Source organism: Muricoccus vinaceus (genome assembly GCF_042433125.1).
Taxonomy (GTDB): domain Bacteria; phylum Pseudomonadota; class Alphaproteobacteria; order Acetobacterales; family Acetobacteraceae; genus Roseomonas; species Roseomonas vinacea.
In genome coordinates this window covers 321,011-341,828 of record NZ_JBHLVZ010000001.1, presented here as the reverse complement: position 1 = coordinate 341,828, position 20,818 = coordinate 321,011, and the positions used below count along the sequence as shown (strand labels likewise).

The 20,818-nt window shown below is 71.1% G+C and carries 15 protein-coding genes; 6 read left to right on the top strand and 9 right to left on the bottom strand.

Annotated features, from left to right (window positions below):
• Positions 1-310 precede the first annotated feature (310 nt).
• Genes xrtA through ACFFIC_RS01565 form a run of 9 tightly spaced genes read right to left on the bottom strand, consistent with a single transcriptional unit; the run spans position 311 to position 11,040 of the window.
• A complete protein-coding gene (xrtA, locus tag ACFFIC_RS01605; RefSeq protein ID WP_377048265.1) occupies positions 311-1,807 on the bottom strand; it encodes an exosortase A in 1,497 nt (498 codons plus the stop codon).
• Positions 1,804-3,027: a TIGR03087 family PEP-CTERM/XrtA system glycosyltransferase gene (locus tag ACFFIC_RS01600; RefSeq protein WP_377048264.1), complete on the bottom strand. Its 1,224-nt coding sequence runs from the start codon at positions 3,025-3,027 to the stop codon at positions 1,804-1,806. Before ACFFIC_RS01600 ends, xrtA begins: the two co-directional genes overlap by 4 nt.
• Positions 3,028-3,035: 8 nt before the next feature.
• A complete protein-coding gene (locus ACFFIC_RS01595) occupies positions 3,036-4,049 on the bottom strand; it encodes a FemAB family XrtA/PEP-CTERM system-associated protein (RefSeq protein ID WP_377048263.1) in 1,014 nt (337 codons plus the stop codon).
• Positions 4,050-4,089: 40 nt separating this feature from the next.
• Positions 4,090-4,971, bottom strand: a complete 882-nt coding sequence (locus ACFFIC_RS01590; protein WP_377048262.1) for an XrtA system polysaccharide deacetylase — start codon at positions 4,969-4,971, stop codon at positions 4,090-4,092.
• Positions 4,968-5,930 (bottom strand): AAA family ATPase, encoded by a 963-nt coding sequence (locus tag ACFFIC_RS01585; RefSeq protein WP_377048261.1) that lies wholly within the window; start codon positions 5,928-5,930, stop codon positions 4,968-4,970. The genes ACFFIC_RS01590 and ACFFIC_RS01585 overlap by 4 nt, the downstream gene beginning before the upstream one ends.
• Before the next feature lie 11 nt (positions 5,931-5,941).
• Positions 5,942-7,771, bottom strand: coding sequence for a TIGR03016 family PEP-CTERM system-associated outer membrane protein (locus tag ACFFIC_RS01580; protein WP_377048260.1), 1,830 nt, complete (start codon positions 7,769-7,771; stop codon positions 5,942-5,944).
• Entirely contained in the window at positions 7,768-8,793 is a 1,026-nt protein-coding gene (locus ACFFIC_RS01575; protein WP_377048259.1) for a P-loop NTPase, read from the bottom strand. Before ACFFIC_RS01575 ends, ACFFIC_RS01580 begins: the two co-directional genes overlap by 4 nt.
• Entirely contained in the window at positions 8,790-10,298 is a 1,509-nt protein-coding gene (locus tag ACFFIC_RS01570; protein WP_377048258.1) for an XrtA system polysaccharide chain length determinant, read from the bottom strand. The genes ACFFIC_RS01575 and ACFFIC_RS01570 overlap by 4 nt, the downstream gene beginning before the upstream one ends.
• Before the next feature lie 13 nt (positions 10,299-10,311).
• A complete protein-coding gene (locus ACFFIC_RS01565) occupies positions 10,312-11,040 on the bottom strand; it encodes an XrtA/PEP-CTERM system exopolysaccharide export protein (protein WP_377048257.1) in 729 nt (242 codons plus the stop codon).
• Between the two features lie 497 nt (positions 11,041-11,537).
• Between ACFFIC_RS01565 and ACFFIC_RS01560 the strand changes: the two genes are divergently transcribed.
• From ACFFIC_RS01560 to ACFFIC_RS01535, 6 genes are read left to right on the top strand one after another with little or no spacing between them, the layout of a single operon-like run.
• Complete coding sequence (locus ACFFIC_RS01560) at positions 11,538-12,104, top strand: hypothetical protein (RefSeq protein ID WP_377048256.1); 567 nt, start codon at positions 11,538-11,540, stop codon at positions 12,102-12,104.
• A 52-nt stretch (positions 12,105-12,156) separates the two neighbouring features.
• Positions 12,157-12,918: an exopolysaccharide biosynthesis polyprenyl glycosylphosphotransferase gene (locus tag ACFFIC_RS01555; RefSeq protein ID WP_377048255.1), complete on the top strand. Its 762-nt coding sequence runs from the start codon at positions 12,157-12,159 to the stop codon at positions 12,916-12,918.
• A gap of 28 nt (positions 12,919-12,946) precedes the next feature.
• Positions 12,947-15,040 (top strand): XrtA/PEP-CTERM system histidine kinase PrsK, encoded by a 2,094-nt coding sequence (gene prsK / locus ACFFIC_RS01550; RefSeq protein ID WP_377048254.1) that lies wholly within the window; start codon positions 12,947-12,949, stop codon positions 15,038-15,040.
• Positions 15,037-16,488 (top strand): PEP-CTERM-box response regulator transcription factor, encoded by a 1,452-nt coding sequence (gene prsR, locus ACFFIC_RS01545; protein WP_377048253.1) that lies wholly within the window; start codon positions 15,037-15,039, stop codon positions 16,486-16,488. The genes prsK and prsR overlap by 4 nt, the downstream gene beginning before the upstream one ends.
• Positions 16,485-19,301, top strand: coding sequence for an XrtA/PEP-CTERM system TPR-repeat protein PrsT (gene prsT, locus ACFFIC_RS01540; protein WP_377048252.1), 2,817 nt, complete (start codon positions 16,485-16,487; stop codon positions 19,299-19,301). The genes prsR and prsT overlap by 4 nt, the downstream gene beginning before the upstream one ends.
• Before the next feature lie 42 nt (positions 19,302-19,343).
• Entirely contained in the window at positions 19,344-20,753 is a 1,410-nt protein-coding gene (locus ACFFIC_RS01535; RefSeq protein WP_377048251.1) for a putative O-glycosylation ligase, exosortase A system-associated, read from the top strand.
• The last annotated feature ends 65 nt before the right edge of the window (positions 20,754-20,818 follow it).

Sequence of the window (20,818 nt, the reverse complement as noted above, 5' to 3'; positions counted from 1 at the left end):
CGTGCCCGTCGACGAGCTGCTCGACGAGCCCGAAACCAGGGCGCCGTCCTCCAGAATGCGCGCTGACAGCTGCGGCGCCGCCTCCGCACCCGTCGCAACACCCAGCGCCAGAACGGCCGCCGTCGCCAGAAGTAACTTGCGCATCAATTTGGTCCTTCGCTGACAGAAAAGTGCGAGGCGCCACTCGCGGCCGCCCCCGAACCGCTAACCGCAACGACCGTGCCAAACGGTATTGCGCTTCAAAATCAGCATCTTGTGCTATTCTCAGAGCGTTCCGATCCGACTTTGTAAAGAAGGCCGACATGCCCCCTCAGGATCCCGCGCGGCGGGACAGGGCGTCGGCGCGCCCCACCAACTCGGCCTGCGACCCAGCGATCGCCGTCAGCAGCGCGCGACGCTCGGCCGGAGTGGGTGCCGCCGCATCGCCGGCCTTGGGCCGCAGAGCGATGGCCACCACCACGGGTAAGCCGCCCTGACCGCCCAAGCTGTTGAGCGCCTGCGTGGCGCGCGACCGGAGGCCGTCTCCGGCCAAGTGTCCGTCGAGCCAGGCCGCCGCCGCCACGGTCTCGTTGCCCGCTGGTGGCTGGCGCGCGTCCCATGTCGCCGGGCCTGCCTCGATGCGAAAGGCCAGGGCCTCGTCCTCGTTGCCCAGCAGGCGCCGCCGCGCCGCGGCCACTCCGGCCCAGGTGGTGCGGGCGGGGAACACGAGAAGCCGTGCCGAGGCGGTGAGCGCGCCGCAGTCCAGGGCACCGTCCGCCATTGCCGTGCAGCCGGCCGTGGGTTCCAGGCGCGGCGTGGCTGCCAGGGGAGCAACACCCGCGGCATCGTTCAGGCCGGCGGCAAGCGCCGGAGCAGCCCCGGCGAACAGACCCACCAGCACCGCGGCGAGCGCGAGACGCGCCGCCCCGACAGGCTCGCGCAGCGGGGCCGGCCGGGTTCCTGGCTCGGGCGGCATGTCCTCGCGGAAAGGCAGCCCCACCAGGATCAGCAGGATGATCACCACCGAGAAGAAGCCCCAGCCATAGACCACGTGATCCGCCGCGGCCGCCTCGGCCGAACCGAGATGCTGCGCGAGCACCACGATCCCGAGGGCGCGGATCCCGTTGGCCACAACGGGAACGACGAGCGCCGCCAGCAGAACCGCGAAGCGCCGTCCGGGACTGCGGAACAGGGTGAACGCATAGAGCGCCCCGAAGGCGAGGGCGGCGACCAGGAAACGGAGCCCGGCGCAGGCCTCGGCGACCAGGAAGGTTCCCGCCGGGGTCTCGATGATCAGGCTGTCCACATAGTGCGGGATGCCGAGGACCCGGAGCCCGAGTTCCACGAAATGGGCCGTGACGGATTGCAGCAGCGGAACCAGGAACTCCCCGAAGGGAACAAGGAAGATCAGGTAGAGAAGCGGTGCCGCCATGGCGCGGCACAGGCGCCAGCCAAGCAGCGCCAGGGCCATGGCCCAGAACAGGCCGATTGCCGCCAGCTGTCGGCCTTCCATGATCCCCATGCGCTCGGCCAGCAGCCAGGCCACGGCCGGTGGAAGGATCAGAAGCGCCAGAATGGGGGAGGGCATAGGCCCGAGACGCGCCAGGCGGTCCCTGCGCGTCCAGGCGAGCCACACCGCCATCGGCAGAACGAGCCAGCAGTGATTATAGGCGGTGGAGCTTTCCCAGGTGCGGACCGCCGCCAGGATCTCCTCGCGGAACAGGAAGCCGAACAGCGCGAGCGCGGCGACGGACACGGCCAGCGTCGCCCCCCAGCGGGCCTGCCGCGGCGGCGCCTGCACCTGGATGCGGTTTCCCAGGGCGTTCATGCCGCAGCGGCCTCCCGGCCGCCCTCCATCATCGGATCCAGGCGCCGGAGGGTCGCCGACCAGTCATAGGCGCCGAGCACCGCGGCACGGGCGGTGTCACCGAGGCCCGGATGGGCGCCATCCAGCACCTCCGCCACGCAGCGGGCGGTTTCGGCCGGGCCATCGGCCACCAGCAGATCCTGGCCCGGCCGGGCACGCACGCCCTCGAAGGCCTGGGGCGAGGCGACGACGGGGCGTGCCATGGCCATGGCTTCAAGCACCTTGTTCTGAATTCCGCGGGCAATGCGGAGCGGCGCGACCGCGACCGCCGCATGGGCGAGATAGGGACGGACATCCGGCACGCGCCCGGTGACGTGCACGCCCGGCAGCGCCGCCAGGGCCGTGACGGCCGGAGCGGGGCTGGCGCCGACGATGTGGAACTCGGGCGCCGGGCTGCGCTGGCGCAGGATCGGCATGACCTCCCGCGCGAACCAGGTCACGGCCTCCACGTTCGGGCGGTAGTCCATGGTCCCCGTGAAAACCAGGGCCGGGGCGGCGCCGAAGGGCCGCTCCTGAGGGATGGCGGGATCGAAGCGGCGCAGATCCACGCCGTTCTCCAGCCAGTCCGCGCGCGCTGCCGCCTCGGGCGCGAGTTCCACGAAGCGGTCGCGCTCGGCGCGGGAAACAAAGAGGCTGAGGTCGAAGGCGGCCGCCGCGCGGCGCTCGAAGGCCAGTAGCGTGCGCGCCTCCCGCGCCCAGACCGGTCCCATCGGCAGGCCAGCCCCGGCGGCATAGGCGCGCCACTTCTCGGAATCGACATCCACCATGTCCAGGATCTTGCGCGGGGCAGGGCGGGAGGATGCCGGGCCCATGGCATAGGGCGCCATGGCCGAGGAATAAACGAAGACCCCGCCGTAGCGCCCGGCCGCGAGGCCCTCCCGCGCCCAGGCGCTCAGCCCGGGTTCATGGAACCAGCCGAGCGTGAGCGGCAGGCCCGGGCGAAGCGCGGTCACGGCCCGCATGGCCTGGGTCCGGCGCCCCACCCCGCGCCACTCCACCGCCGCGCAGCGGGCGCGCAGCACGCCGAGGTGGTCGAGGTCGGCCGGGTCGTCCACCAGGCAGCCCAGCTCCACGTCCCAGCTTTCTGCCAGGTGATCCAGGATGTGCCAGGCCCGGATCTTCTCGCCTTTCTCGGGCGGGTAGGGGATGCGGTGGCAGAGGAAGAGCAGGCGACGGGACATCGGCGGGCTCATCCCAGCCCGCGCGTGAGCGGCGGACCGAGAATATTGGCCACCGGCAACGGCAGCCGCTTCCAGACGGAGATCATGGTGGCGTAGCGCGGGTTCTTCGGGTTGTTCTCCGGCAACTTGGCGCCGGGGCGCAGGCGGTAGGCATAATGCAGCGGCGTCGGCTCGAAGCCCCAGTTCTTCTTAAAGGAGAAGGCGCCCGTTTCTGACTTGCTGCGCCCGAAGTCGAAGAGCCGTGCCCCGCGCTTGGAACCCGCGCGGCGGATCACCTCCCAGTACATGAAGTCGTTGGCCGCGACGCCGCGGGCCGCCGCGGTGCCGCCGCCGTAATAGGGCAGCACCTCCTCGCGGAAGTGGAAGTTCAGCACGGAGGCGACCGGCTTGCCCTCGTGCAACACGGTGGTCACGTCGTGTTCGCCGGGGAAGGCCTCGGCTAGCGCCTTGAAGTACCGGCGCGGAAACACGGGGCTGCCGAGATTGCGGACGCTCTCGGCATACACGCGGTGCAGCGTGTCGATGTCGCCGTTGGAGATCGATGTCAGGCCGTTCTGGATGCCCTTGCGGACCATCGCGCGCTGCTTGCGCGGAATCGCCTTCATGTCGGCCTCTGCGTCGCCCGTGATGGGCTTGCGGAAGGTCCAGTAGAGCGGCGGCCGCATCCCCCAGCCGCGTTCCGCCGGATCCGGCACCGGAAGGTGCAGGTGGCGGAACTCCAGGCAGGCCGCGCCGGTGGAGCGGTGCAGGTCGATGGCGTGGGCTTCCAGCGCCGCCGCCGCCTCGGGCGTGGCGGCGAGCGGGCCGCCGTAGACGCAGAAGGGGGTGGAGGCGAGCAGGTCCCCGAACAGTGCCGTCTTCATGCGGGCAAGCGGCAGCACGCCCACGATGGCGCCGTCCTGCTCCGCCAGGGCAAAGTGCGTCTTGTGGCGAAAAGCGCGCTCGATCACGCCCTGCCAGGGGGAAAGATGGAAGAAGCTGCCATGGGGATGGGCACGCACGAACGCATCCCAGGCGCCCACTGCCGCTGCATCCAGCGGCCGCACGCGAATTGCCACTGGCTCAGGCCCCCACGGGTTCGGGCAGGCCCGCCAGGCCGAAGACCTCGTCCATGCGGCCCCAGGAGAAGTCACGCAGCAACTGGTTCAGCCGCGCCTCCATCACGCCCAGGCCGACGCGATGGCGGAAGCGTGACAGGCGCCGCGCGCTCGGCACGTCCGGCTGGTCAGGATCGACCTCCCAGGGGTGGAAGTAGAAAACGCCCGGCCTCCCCTCCGCCTTGTTCACCCGGCGCAGCCCGGCACGGAACAGGGGATAAGGCACCAGCCGGAACCAGCCGCCGCCGGAACAGGGCAGGTTGCGGCCCATGGCGCGCACGGTGGTCATCGGAACCTCCGTGACCCCATCCCTGTCCGGACGATGCGGAACACGGGGCGCGTCCGGTGCGCCGTAGAGGTCGTGCCGGATCGGGAAAACCGAGGAGGAATAGGTATAGCCCTCCTCCGCCAGGACGCGGTGCGCCCAGGGGGTGGATACCGGGCCGATCGAGAAGGTGGGCGCGCGGTATCCGACCACCGGCACGCCCGCCACGTCCTCCAGCAGGCGCTTGGCGCGGCGAATATCCTGGCGGAAGCCGTTCTCGCCCAGGCGGTTCACCAGGTCGTGGCCCCAGCCATGGCTCGCCAGTTCATGCCCCGCCGCGGCGATGCGCCGCACCAGCGCGGGCTGCCGCTCCGCCACCCATCCCAGGGTGAAGAAGGTGGCGCGCACCCCGGCACGGTCGAAGGCCGCGAGAATGCGGTCCGTGTTCGCTTCCACCCTTGGGGCGAAGCCGTCCCAGGAGGCGCGTGGAATCACGCCGTCGAAGGCCTGGACCTGGAACCAGTCCTCCACGTCCACGCTCATGGCGTTCTGCACGGGCGTGCTGCCGGGCGGATTGCTCACGCCTTCCCCCGGGGCATGTTGAACAGGTCGGCCAGACGGCCGAGAACGCGGTCGTGGCGCGCGAGCATGCCCTCGACCGAGCCGAGGCGCCGGGCGATCTCCGCCGCGTCGCCATCGCCAAAGCTTTGAACGCCCACCGCACCGCGCGCGCCGGTGCCGAGATCGTCCTCCAGCTCCTGCGCCGTCGATTCCACGAGGCCGCTGGTGAAGGTCCAGGTCTCCTCCAGCGCGCCGGCCAGCAGCACGCGGGAGCACAGGCGGTTGATGCGGCGGGGGATGCCGGCGCTGTGTCGATGCACGCTGTCCAGCGCCTCCGGCTCCCAGTTCGGGCGGCCATCCCAGCCCACCGCGCGCAGGCGGTGCTCCACATAGGCGTGGGTTTCCTCCGGCGAGAGACCCGTCAGGTGGTAGGAGGCCAGGATGCGCTGGCGGAGCTGGTCCAGGTCGGGGCTGGACAGCGTGCGGCGAAGCTGTGGTTGTCCCAGCAGGATGATCTGCAACAGTGGCTGCCCCTGCTCCCCCGTCAGGTTCGAAAGCATGCGCAGCTCCTCCAGCGCGGCGAAGGGAAGCGCCTGCGCCTCGTCCACGATGAGCACGTGACGCTGCGGGCCGGTCTGCAAGGCCGTGCCGACGGCGCGCAGCACGTTGGCCTTGCTGCCCTCCATCGGCGCGCCGAACGCATCGGCGGCGAGCGCGAGCAGGTCATCCGCCGCCACCTGCGTGGTGGCGATCCGCGCCACGGCGAAGCCACTGGGATCGAGCCGCGCGCAGAGCCGCTCGACCAGCGTCGTCTTGCCGGCGCCGACCTCTCCCGTGACCACCACGAAACCCTCGCCCTGCGACAGGCCGAACAGAAGATGGCGCTCCGCCCGGCTGTGGCCCGAACTCGGGAAGAAGAGCCGCGCGTTCGGCGTCATCTGGAAAGGCGCTTCGCGGAACCCGTAGTATTCGTTGTACATCCGTGTCGTCCCTAGAAGTCCTGCCGCAGCGAGACGAGGACGAGATTCTGGATACTGGCGCCGCCGTTGCTGAAGCGGTCGCCACTGTCGCGGCGGCTGATGGCGTACTGCACGCTGCCCGATAGCTGGGGCGTGAAGCGGCGCACGAGCGAGGCGCTGGCCGTCGCGTTGTTCCCCGAACCGAAACCGGACGAGGAGTAGGTGCCGTACTGAACGTAGCCGATCGCCGTCATCTCCTGCGTGAGCTGGTGCGACCAGGCGAGGCTGCCCGACGTCGCCTTCTGCGAGAAAACGGTGCTTTCCGGCGTGCTGGCCACCGGAAGCTGCTCCTCGCGGAACACCGAGAGCGTGACGACATCCCGCGTGAAGCTGCGGCTGATGGCCGCCGCCGCGCGCTTGACCCGCAGCAGCCCGCCCTGCGTCGCGAGGAACGGGTTGCCGGAGAAGCTGGAGCTGTCCGCGCCGGGAGAGAAGACGTTGCCGCGGCTCAGCGGATAGCCCGATTCGTCCAGCGAGGCGGAGGAAAGCAGGTCGTTTCCGCGCCGGGTGCTGGTGGTCAGCCGGTCCTGGTAGGTCGCGACGAGCCGGGTGCGCGGGCCGATCGAGACCTGCGCCTCCAGGGCGGCGGAGTTGTAGCCGTCGCGCCGGCCATAGCGGGCGATCACCAGGCTGTCCTCGTTCGGGCGGAGCCTTGCGCCCACCGACCAGATCGGGCCGCTGATCTCGACCCGCGGCGTGCCCGCATACTTCTGGTTCTCGTAGCCGCCCTCGACGAAGCCCGCGATGTTGCGGGTGATCGCGTAAAGCGCCTGCACCGAGGTCTCGCTGCGGTGCGCACCGTCGAGCACGCCCGTGCCTTCATAGGTGGTACCGCTGGCGCGGCCCTCCAGCGCGACGCGGCCCAGGTTCTCCCCGCTCCGCAACACCCCGAAGAGCTGGTTCGAGTTGTAGCTCTGCGAGGTGAAGAAGCGCTGCTGCGTGCCCGGGACGAAGGCATCGTTGCCGGAGGTGGAGCCGTGCCCATAGGCGTAGCCGACGATGGCCGTCGCCCAGCCGCCGAAGCGCTGCACGTAGTAGGGCGAGGCCTGGACGTTGAAGGTCTGCACGTTGTTGCGGCGGTCAACGACCGTCGTGCCCTCGGGCGTGAAGCCGCCCGTTGCCGTGCGGGTATCCGCCGAGCCGCTCAGCGAAAGATAGAAGGAGCCCGGAAGCAGGGTGGCGAGCGCCGAACCCGCGAAGCGGTGGTCCAGCCGGTCCTGCCCCGACGTGTTCGCGTAATGCGCGAAGGTCGGCAGATAGGCCAGGCTGCCCCGGAGCCGCTCGGTGTCCGCCGCCGCGTAGATGCTGGGCGTGATGGTGGTGATGAATTCATCACGCTTGTTGTTGCGCGTGTTGAACAGGTTGTCGGTGTAGAGCTGCTGCAGGCCGACGCTGGGGCGGACCGTATAGGCCTGCCCGGGCGCGAGACCGAGTCCCGCCGGAGGGCCGAGCGGCGCCCCGAGCCCGCCCGGCTGCACCGGGGATCCGACGAAGAGCCCCGCCTCGTCCGGGGCGAGCCCCGATCCGAGACGCCCGACGGGCGAGGCGCCGAAGAAGGTGTCGGCCGCCCCACGCGGCGAGAAGGGGTCGAAGGTGGTGGGCCGGTCCGGACGGGTCAGATCCGTGACGTCGGGCACCGTGGTCTCGCCGGAGGTCGCCTCACCCGGCCGCTCGGCACCCGTATCGGAAGCCAGCCCCGACCCGGTGGTCTCCTGCGCCGCCGCGGAGCCCGCGAAGGCGCATGCGAGTGCCAGCACCGCCGCCCGCATGGGGGGCGGCGCGCTCGGACGGGGGCGGCTCACTGCGCGTCAGCGCCATAGGCGCCCGCATAGGTTCCGAAGGTGTCGCTTTCCGAGAATCGCGCCTTGTTCAGCACGAGCTGGAGAACAGGGCAGGCTTCCACAAGATCCAGAGCCGCCTCCACCTCGCTGCGCTGGGTGCGCTCCGCCTCCACCACCACCAGCACCTGGCCGGCGACCCCGGCCAGGGTGCCGGCATCGCTGGTGGACAGGGCAGGGGGCGTATCCAGCACGATCACATGACCCGGAAGGGCGGCTGAAACCTGCCGCACGGCGGCAGTCAGCGCGGTGCCCGGCGGCACGCCAGGGCCCTTGGCCGGCGCCGCGCCATAGGGCAGCAGCGATAGGCGCGGCACCGCCGTCGGAACCACCATGTTGCGCGCGTTCCGGCCACCCTCGGCCGCGAGCAGGCGCAGACCGGGGCGATCGGCAAGTCCGAGAAGGTGACTGAGAGAATCCACTTTGCCATCCGCATCCACGAGGACGACGGGATGAGACCCGCCGGCAGCAAGGCTAGCGGCAATGTTCAGCGACAGGAACGTCTTGCCTTCTCCCGGGCGCGCGCTGGTCACCAGCACGACGCGGGATCGCGCATCGGCCGGCGGCGCGGACAGCATGGTGCGCAGCACCTGATGCTGCACCACGCTCACCTCCTCCGAGGCGCGGCTGCGGCCCTTCCCGGGCGTGGCAACGAGGCCCGCCGCAAGCAAGGCATCCAGCGGCACCGTCGTGACCGCCGGCATATCCGGCGCCGGCGCGCGCGCCGCCGGGGCGTCCAGCACGGCGGCACCGGTACCGGCAGCCGCGCTGTCGGAAACAACCGAGGACGCCGGGATGGCCGACGGGCCAGCCGGCTGGGCAGACCGCGCCTCGGCCCGCGCAGCCGGAGGCTCGGCCACAGGAGCGACCGGCGGGATCGCCGGAGCGCCCCGGGCCGGCACGGCCAGGGCATCGAGCCCGCCCATGGCTTCAACCGCGCGGTCGATCAGATGGCTGCGCGACGTGGGAGACTGGGGGGTGCTCATGCGAAGGCCCGGGCAATGAATTCAGGGGCATGGGCGAGAATGGAGGGACCCGCAATCGCCGCGGCGAACGCGACCAGAAGCACCGCGCAGGCAGCGCCGAAGGCCGCCGTGGAAAGCACCCTTGGCGCGAGCCGCGGTTGCTGGGCGGAAATTCGCCCGAGCACCGGCACGTCGAGACGGCGGAGGTCGTGCACCGTGTAGAAGCCGCTGTCGAGCTGGGACAGCAGCAGCGCAAGCACCACCCCGGCACCCAGGCCGGCCACGAGCACGCCGGCCAGCAACAGCGGACGGTTCGGCGAGACCGGCAGGTTCGGAACCGTCGGCGGGTCCACCACCTCGAGCTTCACGCGGTCGGAGCCCGTGCGGGCCGCGTCGGCCAGCGAGATGGACTCCCGGCGGGCCAGCAGTTCCTCGTAGTTGCGGCGCAGGACGTTGTAGTCGCGGTCCAGATTGGTGAACTGCGCCTGCACCTCGGGCTGCTCGCGGGCCTTGGCGTCCAGCCGCTCCAGCTCGGAATTCGCGTCCTGCATCTGGCGCTCGAGCGAGGCGACCTGCGAATCGGCGTCCACCATGCGGATCTGGAGCTGCTCGTGCAGCGGGTTGGCGCGCATCACCGCGCGTCCACCGCCACCACCGCCGCCCGCCCGGGCCGCGGCCAGGGCCTGCTGAGCCGCGCGGACATCGGGGTGCGCGTCGGTCATGCGAAGGCGCATCTCGCGCAGCTCGCGCTCCAGCTCGGCCGCACGGCCGTTGCCACCGCCCTCCGTGCCGGCCGCGATCATGGCCGGCTGGGCGGTAAGCTGCTGGCGCGTCAGCTCACGCCGCGTGCGGGCGTCCTGCAGGTCGCCCTGCACCTGACGGACCCGGGCACGGGCTGATTCCAGGCGAGAAAGGCCGCCGTTCGGGTCCGGAAGAATGTCGACGTTGCGGGACTGGAACTCCGCGCGGCGCCGCTCGGCCTCGCGCAGGCGCACCTCGTAGGAGGCGATCTGCTGCAGCAGGAAGCCCTGTGCGTTCTCGATGCCCTGGCGGTCCGTTCCGGCCGCCAGTTCGATGAAGAGGTTGAGCGCGGCCTGGACCACGTCCTTGGCCATGCGCGGGTCGGTGTCCCGGTATTCCAGGGTGAACAGGTTCCGCGTCTGCGGGGCCAGCCGGATGTCCTTCGCCAGCGCAGCCAGCAGCCCCTCACGGGAGGCAGCGCTGGTGACGCGTTTGTCGAGATCCGTACGGGCGACGATCTGCTCCAGGTTCGGCCGGCTGAGCAGCGTCCGCTGAAGCAATTCGACCTCGCGGCCCGCGGTGCTGTCGATCGCGATGCCGCGCAGCAGCGTGCTCAGCACCGCGTCCGCGTCCGCATAGACGCGGGCCGTGGAGCGGTACTGGTCGGGGATGGCGCCCACCCCCGCCCAGCCGATGGCGAAGATGAGCCAGGACAACGCCAGGGCTTTCCACCGGTGGCGCCAGGCGGCCGCGACGTGCCGCCTGATCTGGGAGGAGATGTTCATGCCCGATGTCCGATCAGAACCAGCCGGTCGGGATGACCAGGGTATCACCCGGGCGCAGAGGAACGTTCTGGGCGACATCGCCCTCGTTCAGCAGGTCGCGCAGGCGGACGGGAATGGTCTGCCGCGGAGCGTTGGGCCGGCCATCGGCAACGCGGATGATGCGCGCGCTGTTCCCGGCCGCGAAACGCGTCAGGCCGCGGGACGCGATCATGGCGTCGAGCACCGTCATGCCCTCGCGGAAGGGCAGGGCCAGGGGCTGGGCCGCCTCGCCGATCACGCGGATCTGGCGGTCGGCCGGCCCCACGAAGGAGCGCACCATCACCGACACCACGGGCTCCCGGATGTACTGCTTCATCCGTCCCTCGATCTCCCGGCTCAGCTGGCTCGGGGTGCGGCCGGCGGCCTGCACGTCCTGGACCAGCGGGAGGGAGAAGCGGCCGTCCGGCCGCACGGGCAGGTCGGCCGCGCTCAGCTCGGGGGCGCGGTAGACGAACACGCTGAGAACGTCTCCCGGGCCGATGACGTAGTCGGGCGCGGCGACCGACGCCTCCTGCACCGGGGCGCTCGAGGGGCCGGAGCAGGCCTGCAGAAGGCCGGCCAGCAGCAGCGCGGCCAGCGCCGCGCGCGGGGCAGGGCGCCTGGTTGGGGATCCCGCCGGGTTTCGGCGGGCGAATCCGGCGCGGCTCGGGTGGAGGCACCTTTGCATCATGTTCAGCGCTCCATCCTTCATTGTGTCGTTCAAGCTCGGCTCCCGGTGTGGCATCGGAACGATCCGCGTTCCCATCGGACCGCAAACGTAACCCATGGGCATGTGACGGCGTCCCTAGACGAAAACGGCCTGGGCCTGAGCATCACATATTAGGGATACTGTTGCAGGAGTGGTTTTAGAAGACTTCGTTTGATTCGGTGAAATATCCTTTTCCCACACCCTCGATCACATTTGTTTGAGTGGCGCCGGGTCCGGCGTTAGCCGCGAAAGGACGTTACACCTTCGAAGAAGTTTGCGGTGGTCAAAATGGTGAATGACAGATTGTTGAGAGGCTTAGCACTTGCTCCAGGGGGCGAGATGCCATCTTTGTGCGCGACATCGAAGCCACTGTTCGCTGCCGTGATCCACGGCACGGCGCCACCGAGGATCGTCCGCTCGGCTCTCAAGAGGGAAAACCTCCTTTGAGCGAAGCGGCATCTATGCGTGGCGATACGCCATGTCGAGTGGGTTTCGAGGGGGAGCGGATCAGGATGACCAGCCTTTTCGGCCATAGCGTTCGATCCGAAGGCTTGGCCCTCTACATGGCCGAGGCAATCGTATGCTTCGCCGTTATTTACGCGTTGTCCGCCTCTATTGGCGGGCCGGGCTCGCCGGATGCTTTCCAGGCGGCCGGGCTTGCGGCAATTCTTGCCTTCTCCACTGGCCTGGCCGCTGCGGCGACGGGCATGCACGACCCGACCGGATGGCGGAAGGCGCGGGGCCTGCTGACGGGCACGCTGCTTACGGCCGTTCTGCTTGCCCCGCTTGCCTGGGTGGCGGTGGAGTTCCTTCGGGTTGATCTTGGTGGCTGGGCAAACAACCCCGCTGTTGCGGTGGTGATGCTTTCGGCTGCCGGCACCGGGGTGGTGCTGACGACGCGGATTCTGTTCCTGGGCGTGGCCAGGACCGGGTTGTTCACCCAGCCGATCGCGGTGCTCGACGGGCCTCGCGCTTCGCTGGTGACGCTTCCCCCCTGCGGGCCCCACCGCCTCGGAAGAGCCGTTTCGCGTTGCGCTCCGGCTTGGGGGCTCGGCCGATCTCACCGCAGCCGGCGCTGAGCAGACGCTGGGCCTGGCCGCGCAGGAGCTGACGGCGCGGGGCATCCGCTGGGTGGTCTCCCCCGAGCCCGAGACCGTTCCCCCGGTTCTTCGGGAGAGCTGGGCGGGATCGGGGATCCGCCTCGTCGGCGAGGTGGAGTTCCTTGAGCGCTTGTCCGGTCGGGTGGATCTGGACGCGCTGGAGCCGAGCTGGCTGGAGACGGCGCGCGGCGCTCACATGACGCGCGGTGAGGCGCTTGTTTCCCGGTCCTTCGATGTGGTCGTCTCGCTCGGGCTGTTGCTGCTCACCCTGCCGCTCACGGCGCTTGCGGCGCTGGCCATCCGGCTCGACAGCCCCGGACCGGTCTTCTACCGGCAGGCGCGGGTCGGGAAGCGCGGCAAGATCATCCACCTGACCAAGCTGCGCAGCATGCGCACGGATGCCGAGGCCGGTGGTGCGCCGCAATGGGCGACGCGGCGGGATCCGCGGGTGACGCGGGTCGGCCGCTTCTTGCGGCTGACGCGCATCGACGAGATCCCGCAGGTGCTGAACGTGCTCAAGGGCGACATGGCGTTCATCGGGCCGCGCCCGGAACGGCCCGCCTTCGTGGAGCAGCTCTCCCAGGTCATTCCGCACTACGCCGACCGCGCGGTGGTCAAGCCGGGGATCACGGGCTGGGCGCAGGTCAACTTCCCCTACGGCGCCTCGGTGGAGGATGCCCGCCAGAAGCTGACCTATGATCTCTATTACGTGCGCCGCCGCAGCCTCTTCCTCGACCTGCTGATCCTGGTGGCAACGGTGCGCGTGATCCTGTTCCAGGAGGGGTCGCGGTGAGGCCCCTGGCCGGGAACACGACAAGGCCATGAGCGGGGTCGGCACGACCCTGCTCGTGTCGTGGCCGCTCCACGCTGCATGTGCCGGGTTCTGCGCCCTTATCGCTGTTCTGGTCGCCGCAACCGGTCGCCGTGGTTTCACGACCTGGCTGATCAGCGGAAGCACCATGGCGCTCGCCGTCTGGTCAGGTGCCGTGGCGCTCTGGCCGCAGGATGCCCCGATGGACGGGCTGCCTGGGTTGCTGGAGCTGGCGCGGGCGCTGTTCTGGTGCGCCTTGCTCCTTCACCTGCAGGAGCGCGAATCGGCGGAGGCCGGACGGTGGCGGCGCCGGTCCTGGCTGATCGGGGCAGCCTTTCTGGCCCTGGTCGCCTGGGCACCTCCCATGTCCGGCGTGGCGTTCGCCCCTTCCGCGAGCGGCGTCCTGGCCAACCCCTCCATCGTGGCACGTCTGGGCCTGGCCGTCCTTGTGGTGTTGCTGGCGGAGAACGTCTACCGCGGTGCCGGCGAGGCTGCCCGCTGGCACGTCAACCTGCCCTGCATCGCCATCGGCGGCCTCGGCGTGTTCGACATGGTTCTGTATGTGGAGGCGATCCTCGCCCGCCGTTTCTCGCCGATTCTGATCGACGCGCGCGCCGCGCTGACCATTCTCGCAGCAGGGCTGCTCCTGGTGACGGCGCTGCGGGACCGCCGCTGGCGGCGCGGCCCGCCGGTCTCGCGCCAGGCGGTGTTCCATGGCGCCACCCTCATCGTCAGCGGCACCTTCCTCTTCGGCGTCGGCGCCGCCGGCGAGATGATGGAGCAGCTGGGCGGCAGCTGGGGCCGCACGGCGCAGGCCAGCGTGGTCGCGGGCGGGGTCATGGCGTTGGTCGTCGCCTTGGCGTCCCGCTCCGCCCGTTCCCGCATCCGGCGGTTTCTGGTTGACCCCTTCTTCCGTGCCCGTTACGATTACAGGCGGGAATGGATGCGCTGCATCACTGCCCTGTCCGGGCCCGATGGCGAGGCGCCGGCCTCTTTGCGCGCCGTGCGCGCGATCGCGGATGCCGTGGATAGCCCGGCGGGCGTCCTGCTGCTCCGCGATGCCCCGGGAGAGGCCCATGCTGGCGGCCTGCGCTGGGCTGGCTCCTGGAATGCCCCCTCGGTCGCTGCGCCGGAGCTGGGGCCGTTGCTGGAGGCACTCGGGGCTGGCGAACGTGTTCTCGTGCTGTCCGGCGCAACGCCGGGCGCGGATGCGCTGCGGGAGGCATATGGCTCGCTCTGGCTCGCGGTGCCTCTGCTGCACCACCGGGACGGCGTGCTCGGCACCGTGCTCCTCGCCCCGCCCCGGGCTGCCTTCCCCCTGGATACCGAGGTCTTCGAACTGCTGCGCGCGCTGGGACGTGAGGTGGCCATGTTTCTGGCCGAGCGGCAGGCCGCGGAACGTCTCGCCGACGGACGGCGCCTGGCCAGCTACGCCGCGCGGTTCGCCTTCGTGGCCCATGACGTGAAAACCGTATCCGGCGGCCTCAAGCTTCTTCTCGGCAATGCCGAGGACAACATCAGCGATCCGGAGTTCCAGCGGGACATGCTGATCACCGTGCGTGCCGCGACCGCGCGCATCGACACCCTCATCGCCCGCCTGCGCGAACCCGCCGACGCGCTGAGCGTGGCCGAGCGTTCCGATCCGGCGGGCAGCGTGCCGGACCTGCCCGACCGGCTTCGCGCCATCGCGCGCAGCCGCGGCCCGCAGGTTGCCGTCGAATGCGACGCGATCGGCTCGGCGGCCATGCGGCCCGACGCGTTCGAAGCCGCGGTCGGGCATCTGCTCGACAACGCGATCGAGGCCTCGCCCCCAGGCGCGGCCGTCCGGCTTCACCTTCACCACCAGGGAGACGCGCTGCTGCTCGATATCGTGGACCAGGGAGCGGGCATGACGGCCGACTTCATCCGGGACGAGCTGTTCCGGCCGCTCCGCACGGCGCGGGCCGATGGCAACGGCATCGGTGCATGGCAGGCGCGTGAGCTTCTCCGCGAGGCCGGCGGCGAGTTGGAGGTGCAGAGCCGCAAGGGCCACGGCACGACCATGCGGCTCCGCCTGCCCCTCGCCACCCGGGCCACGGCCAGGCAGCAGGCGGCCTTCGCATGAGCAAGCCGACGCTGCTGATCGTCGAGGACGATCCCGGCCTTCTCGCCCAGTATCGCTGGGCCTTTCCGGGCTGCCGCGTTGTGCTCGCCTCCGACCGGCGGCAGGCGGAGGTCGTGGCGCGGCGGGAGCACCCTTCCGCCGCCCTGCTCGATCTCGGCCTGCCACCGGACCCGGAGGGCGTGTCCGAAGGGTTCGCGACCCTGGACGCGCTGCGCCGGACCTGTCCGGGCCTGCCGGTCGTGGTGGCCAGCGGGCGGGACGAGCGCGCGAACATGCTGCGTGCCATCGCGGCCGGCGCCTACGACTTCTGCGAGAAGCCGGTGGACCTCGACGTGCTGCGCACGGTGGTGGACCGGGCGCTGCGCCTGCGCGCGCTGGAGGAGGAGAACCGCCAGCTCGCCGCCGCACCGCGGCCCAGCCCAATCTCCGCCATCATCACCGCCGACGACAACATGCTGCGCGTTTGCCGCACGGTGGAGCGACTGGCGGGCGTTTCCGTGCCGGTGCTGCTGCTCGGCGAGAGCGGCACCGGCAAGGAGGCCCTGGCGCGGGCCCTGCACGAGCTCGGCCCGCGCGCCAAGCGCCCCTTCGCCGCGCTGAACTGCGCGGCCATCCCCGAGGCGCTGCTGGAAAGCGAGCTGTTCGGCCACGAGCGCGGCGCCTTCACCGGCGCGGTGCGGCAGGTGACCGGCAAGATCGAGGCGGCGAACGGCGGCACCCTGTTCCTGGACGAGGTGGGCGACCTGCCGATGTCGCTCCAGGCCAAGCTGCTGCGCTTCCTTCAGGACCAGGTGGTGGAGCGCGTGGGCGGCCGCACCCAGCTCCGGGTGGACGTGCGCGTGGTCTCCGCCACCAACCAGCCGCTGGAAACGCTGGCGGCGAACGGCGGCTTCCGTGGCGACCTGCTTTACCGGCTCAACGGCGTCACGGTGCGGATTCCGCCCCTGCGCGAACGGGGTGGCGACGCGCTTCTGCTCGCCCGCTGGTTCTTCGCGCGCCACGCGCAGGAGTTCGACCGCCGCCTGCGCGGCTTCGACGCCTCGGCGGCGGATGCCATCGCCGCCCATGCCTGGCCCGGCAACGTGCGCGAGCTGGAAAACCGCGTGCGCCGCGCCGTGCTGATGTCCGAGGGACCGCAGGTCAGCGCGGCCGACCTCGAGCTGGAGCCTGCGGCGCCCTCCGACCAGCCGCTCGACCTGCGCACCGCCCGCGCCGCGGCGGAACGGGCCGCGATCGCGCGCGCACTGGCGCTGAGCGACGGCGGGGTGGCCGCGGCCGCCCGGCTGCTCGGCATCAGTCGGCCAACGCTTTACGGCCTGCTCGACGAGCACGGGCTGACCGCGCGCCCGGGCGCGCGCGGGGCCGCCCAGGGCGCCGACGGCGCCGGCGAAGCCGCCACGCCAGAATCGGCGGGCATTCACGACAATCCTTCCGGAGACCTTGTATGATCCGCCCGACGGCGTTCCCCCGCCCCCTGGCCTTTGCTCTGCTTGCCGGGATCTCGGCGGCCGCCATCGCCCCGGCCTCGGCCCAGCCGATGGAGAGGGCCCGGGCGGCCCAGGCCCGCGGCGACCTTCGAACGGCGCAGATCGAGATGCGCAACGCGGTGCGGGACGAGCCGCGCTCCGTTGCCGCCCGCATGGCCCTGGTTCAGGCCAGCCTGGACCTCGGCGATGGCACCACGGCCGAGAAGGAAGCCAGGGCAGCGCTGGAGATCGGCGCGGATCCGGCCATGGCGACCGCCGCGATCCTGCGCGCCTACCTCATGCAGGGCCGGCACGCCGATCTTCTGCGAGACTTTCCGCCCCAGCCGGGCAACCCGGCGCTGGGCACGCAGATCGCGTCCGGCCGGGCGCTGGCCCAACTCTCGCTGAACCGGCAGGACGATGCGGCGGCCTCGGTGGCCGAGGCGCTCAGCCTCGGGCCCAACACGTCGGAGGCGCATATCGCGGCGGCCGCCCTCGCGCTGTCCAAGGGTGATCGCCAGGGCGCGGAAGCGGAATCCGACAAGGCGATCGCGATCGACCCCAATTCGGTCGAGGCCCTCCTCCGGAAGGGAACGCTGCAGGTCGCGCGCGGCGCTCAGCGCGAGGGCATCGAGACCATCGGGCGCGTGCTCGCGGTTTCGCCGGGCAACGTGCCGGCCCGTTTGGCGAGGGCCGAGGCGCTGATGCAGCTGGGCGACAATGCGGCCGCGCGGCGCGATGTGGATGCGGCCCTGACCACCCAGCCCGGCAGCGTGGCGGGTGGCTACCTGCGCGCGACCCTGCACGCGCGGGCTTCCGAATGGCAACTCGCGGACGAGAACCTGGTCCGCCTCAGCTCCTTTCTCGGCAACTTCCCCGACGGGTACCTGCTGCTGGCTGTCGTGAAGCGCGGCCTTAACCAGACGGCGCAGGCCGAGGACGCCGCTCGGCGTCACGTGGCGCGGCGGCCGGAGGACCCGCGTGGCGTGAGGCTGCTGGCCGCCATGGAGATGGAGGCCAACAAGCCCGACGCGGCGGCAGGCACGCTGAGCCGCTACGTCGGCCGGCTGGGGCCGCAGGGCACGGCGGATGCGGAGACCTACGACCTTCTCGGCCGCGCCCAGGCCGCGGCCCGGCGCCCGCGCGAGGCCGCCGAGGCCCTGGGCCGGGCCGCGGCGCTGGCGCCGCAGGATACGGGCATCCTGAACCGTCTCGCCGCCGCGCGCCTCGGCGCAGGGGATGCGCGGGGCGCCATCGAGGCGGCGGAGAAATCCCTCGCCCTTCAGCCGGAACAGCCCCCGGTGCGGGAGCTGCTCGCCACCGCCTCCATGCTGCGGGGCGACATGAGCACGGCGACGGCCCAGCTGGAGCGGCTGGGCGAGGCCGGGCGCCACGGCGAGGCGGCGGGGGTGACGGAGGGCACGATCAAGCTGACCAAGCTGGACCTGCCCGGCGCCCGCGCCTCCTTCGAGGGCGTGCTGCGCGACCATCCGAATTCCATTGGCGCGCGGCTCGGCCTTTCGCGCGTCGCCGCCGCCAGCGGCAAGCCGGAGGAAGCGGAGGCGCTGCTGGCCGAGGTGCTGAAGCGCGAGCCGGCGAATGCCGACGCGCTGGCGCGGCTGGGTGCCGCCGCGCAGCCCAACTCTCCCCGCGCTGCGCCGGCCCGCGCCCTGCTGGAGCAGGCGCAGGCGGCCGCGCCGGGCGAGTTGCCACTGGCGCTGATGCTGGCCGAGATCATGGTGCGCTCCGGCGAAGCGCCCAAGGCGGTTGCGCTGCTCGACGCGCCGGCGCTGCGCGCGGGCGCCCGCAGCCGCGGCCCGCTGCTTTCCATGGCACGCACGGAAGCGCTCGCCGCCGCCGGCCGCTGGGACGACGCGCGCGAGGCCGCCCGCACGGCGCTTTCGGAGGACCCCGCCTCGGTCGAGGCACGGATCCGCTTTGCCTCCCTGACACTTCGCGCGGCGGACCAGCGCGGCGCCGAATCGATCATCCAGGAAGGACTGCGCTCCACGCCCGCGGATGCCCGTCTGCAACAGGCCTATGTGGGCCTTGTGAAGCAGGCGCGCGGACTGGATGCCGCCCTGGCGGCCGCGGACAGGCTGGCAAGCCAGCCCGCCTCCCTTCCCGCCGCGGCCGCTCTTCGCGGCGACCTTCTGGCCGGGGAGAACCGCCTGGAGGATGCCGCGCGTGCCTATGGGGCGGCACAGGCCAAGACGCCGCATTCCGTGCTCGTGCAGCGGCAGGCGGCCTCCCTGCGGAACGCCGGGAAGGTCACCGAGGCCGCGGCGGTGCTCCGGACCTGGCTCGCGAAGGAGCCCGGCGATATCGCCGTCATGTCCGCGCTTGCCTCCATCGACATCGTCCAGGGCCGCTACGCCGAGGCGGAGGCTGGCCTTTCGAAGGTGGTGGAACGCGCGCCGAACGATGCCCTGGCGCTGAACAACCTCGCCTGGCTGATCGACCGGCGCGGCGCCACGCCGGCGGCACGGGAGTTTGCCGAACGTGCCTTCGCCCTGTCGCAGAACGTGGACACCGCCGACACGCTCGGCTGGATCCTGACGCGTGCGGGCGACACGGCCACGGGCCTGCCGCTGCTGCGCCAGTCCGTCGCAGCGCGCGAGGCGGCGGGGCGGCCCGATCCCGGGGCGTCCTGGCGCCTGGCCTTCGCACTCCGCCAGGCGGGGCAGCGTGAGGAGGCACTCCGCGTGCTCACGCCCACCCTGGCGACGCCCGCGGCCTTCGACGGCCGCCAGGATGCGGAACGCCTCATGTCCGATCTGAAGGCCGGCCGGTGAGCCGTCGCCTGCCAGCCCCTTGCCCTACGGAGCGCGCCGCCCATGCGTGACGCGGTTTTCCTCGCGACCATGCTGCTGCTGCTGCCGCTCGCGGTGGCACGACCCTTTGTCGGCATTCTGCTGTGGTCCTGGATCTCCTTCATGAACCCCCACCGGCTCGTCTATGGGGCGGCGGGCTCGATGCCCTGGGCGATGATGGTTTTCGCGGCCACCCTGCTCGGTTGCGTGCTGGCTGGGGAGCCGAAGCGTTTTGCCTTCAATGCCGTCACCGGGCTGATCATCGCGCTGATGATCGCCTTCTCCGTCACCACCATGATGGCGCTGGGGTCGCCGGGCGCGGCCTACGCGAAGTGGGAGCACGTGGAGAAGGTGCTGCTCGGCCTGCTGCTCACAGCCTCGCTGCTGACGGAACGGCGGCGGGTGCACGCGCTGGTCTGGGTGATGGTGATCTCGATCGGCTACTACGGCGTGCGCGGGGGCATCTTCTCGATCCTCACGGGCGGGTCCTACCGGGTCTGGGGCCCGGAGCAGACCATGATCAACGACAACAACCACCTGGCCGCCGCGCTGCTGGTGACCCTGCCGCTGATGAACTACCTGCGCCAGCAGTCGCGCAACGCGCCGGTGCGGATCGGCCTTGCCGCGGCCATGTGCCTGACCCTGCTTGCCACCGTCTCCAGCTATTCCCGCGGCGCCCTTCTGGGCCTGGGCGCGGCGACCGCGGTGTTGTGGTGGCGCAGCAGCCGGAAGGTTGTGACGGGCGCCGTGCTGGCGGTCTGCCTGGCCGGTGCGCTCGCCTTTATGCCGGCGCAGTGGACGGAGCGCATGCAGTCCATCGGTTCCTACGACGCGGATGCCTCCGCTTCCGAACGGCTGGTGCTCTGGGGCATTTCGCTGAAGCTGGCACTCGACCGGCCGCTGGTCGGCGCGGGCTTCACGGGGCCCTACACGCGGTCCGTGGTGGATACCGTCGCGCCGGGCGGGCCGGCGCGGGCCGTTCACAGCATCTGGTTCGAGCTGCTCGGCGAGAACGGGTTCCCGACCTTCGCCCTCTGGCTGATGCTGACCCTGGCCGGCGTCTACTACTGCTTCCGCCTCGTCGCGATCTCGCGCAACCGTCCGGAGCTCGCCTGGGCCTATGATTTCGGGCGAATGGCCCAGGTGTCGATCGTGGCATTCCTGGTCAGCGGCACCTTTCTTTCGCTCTCCTACTGGGACTTCTACTGGACGCTGCTGGTGGTGATCGCCGGCGCGCACTCGATCGCCAAGCGCGAGCTGGTGGTCGAGGCCAGCGCCGGCGCGCGGGGGTGGCGCCAGCACGCATTTGCCCGGGCCAACCCGGGCCTGGCTGCGCCACCGGAACCGGAGCCGGGGATGGCCGTGGCGACGGGCAGCGCGGCCGCTCCGCCGCTCGCGCGGCCCCTGGCCAAGCGGCCTGCGGCCGCAGTTTGACCAGCAATGGATATCCGGTGAACGGGATGCGCGACCATGGATGGATTGTACTTTCTGTGCATGCT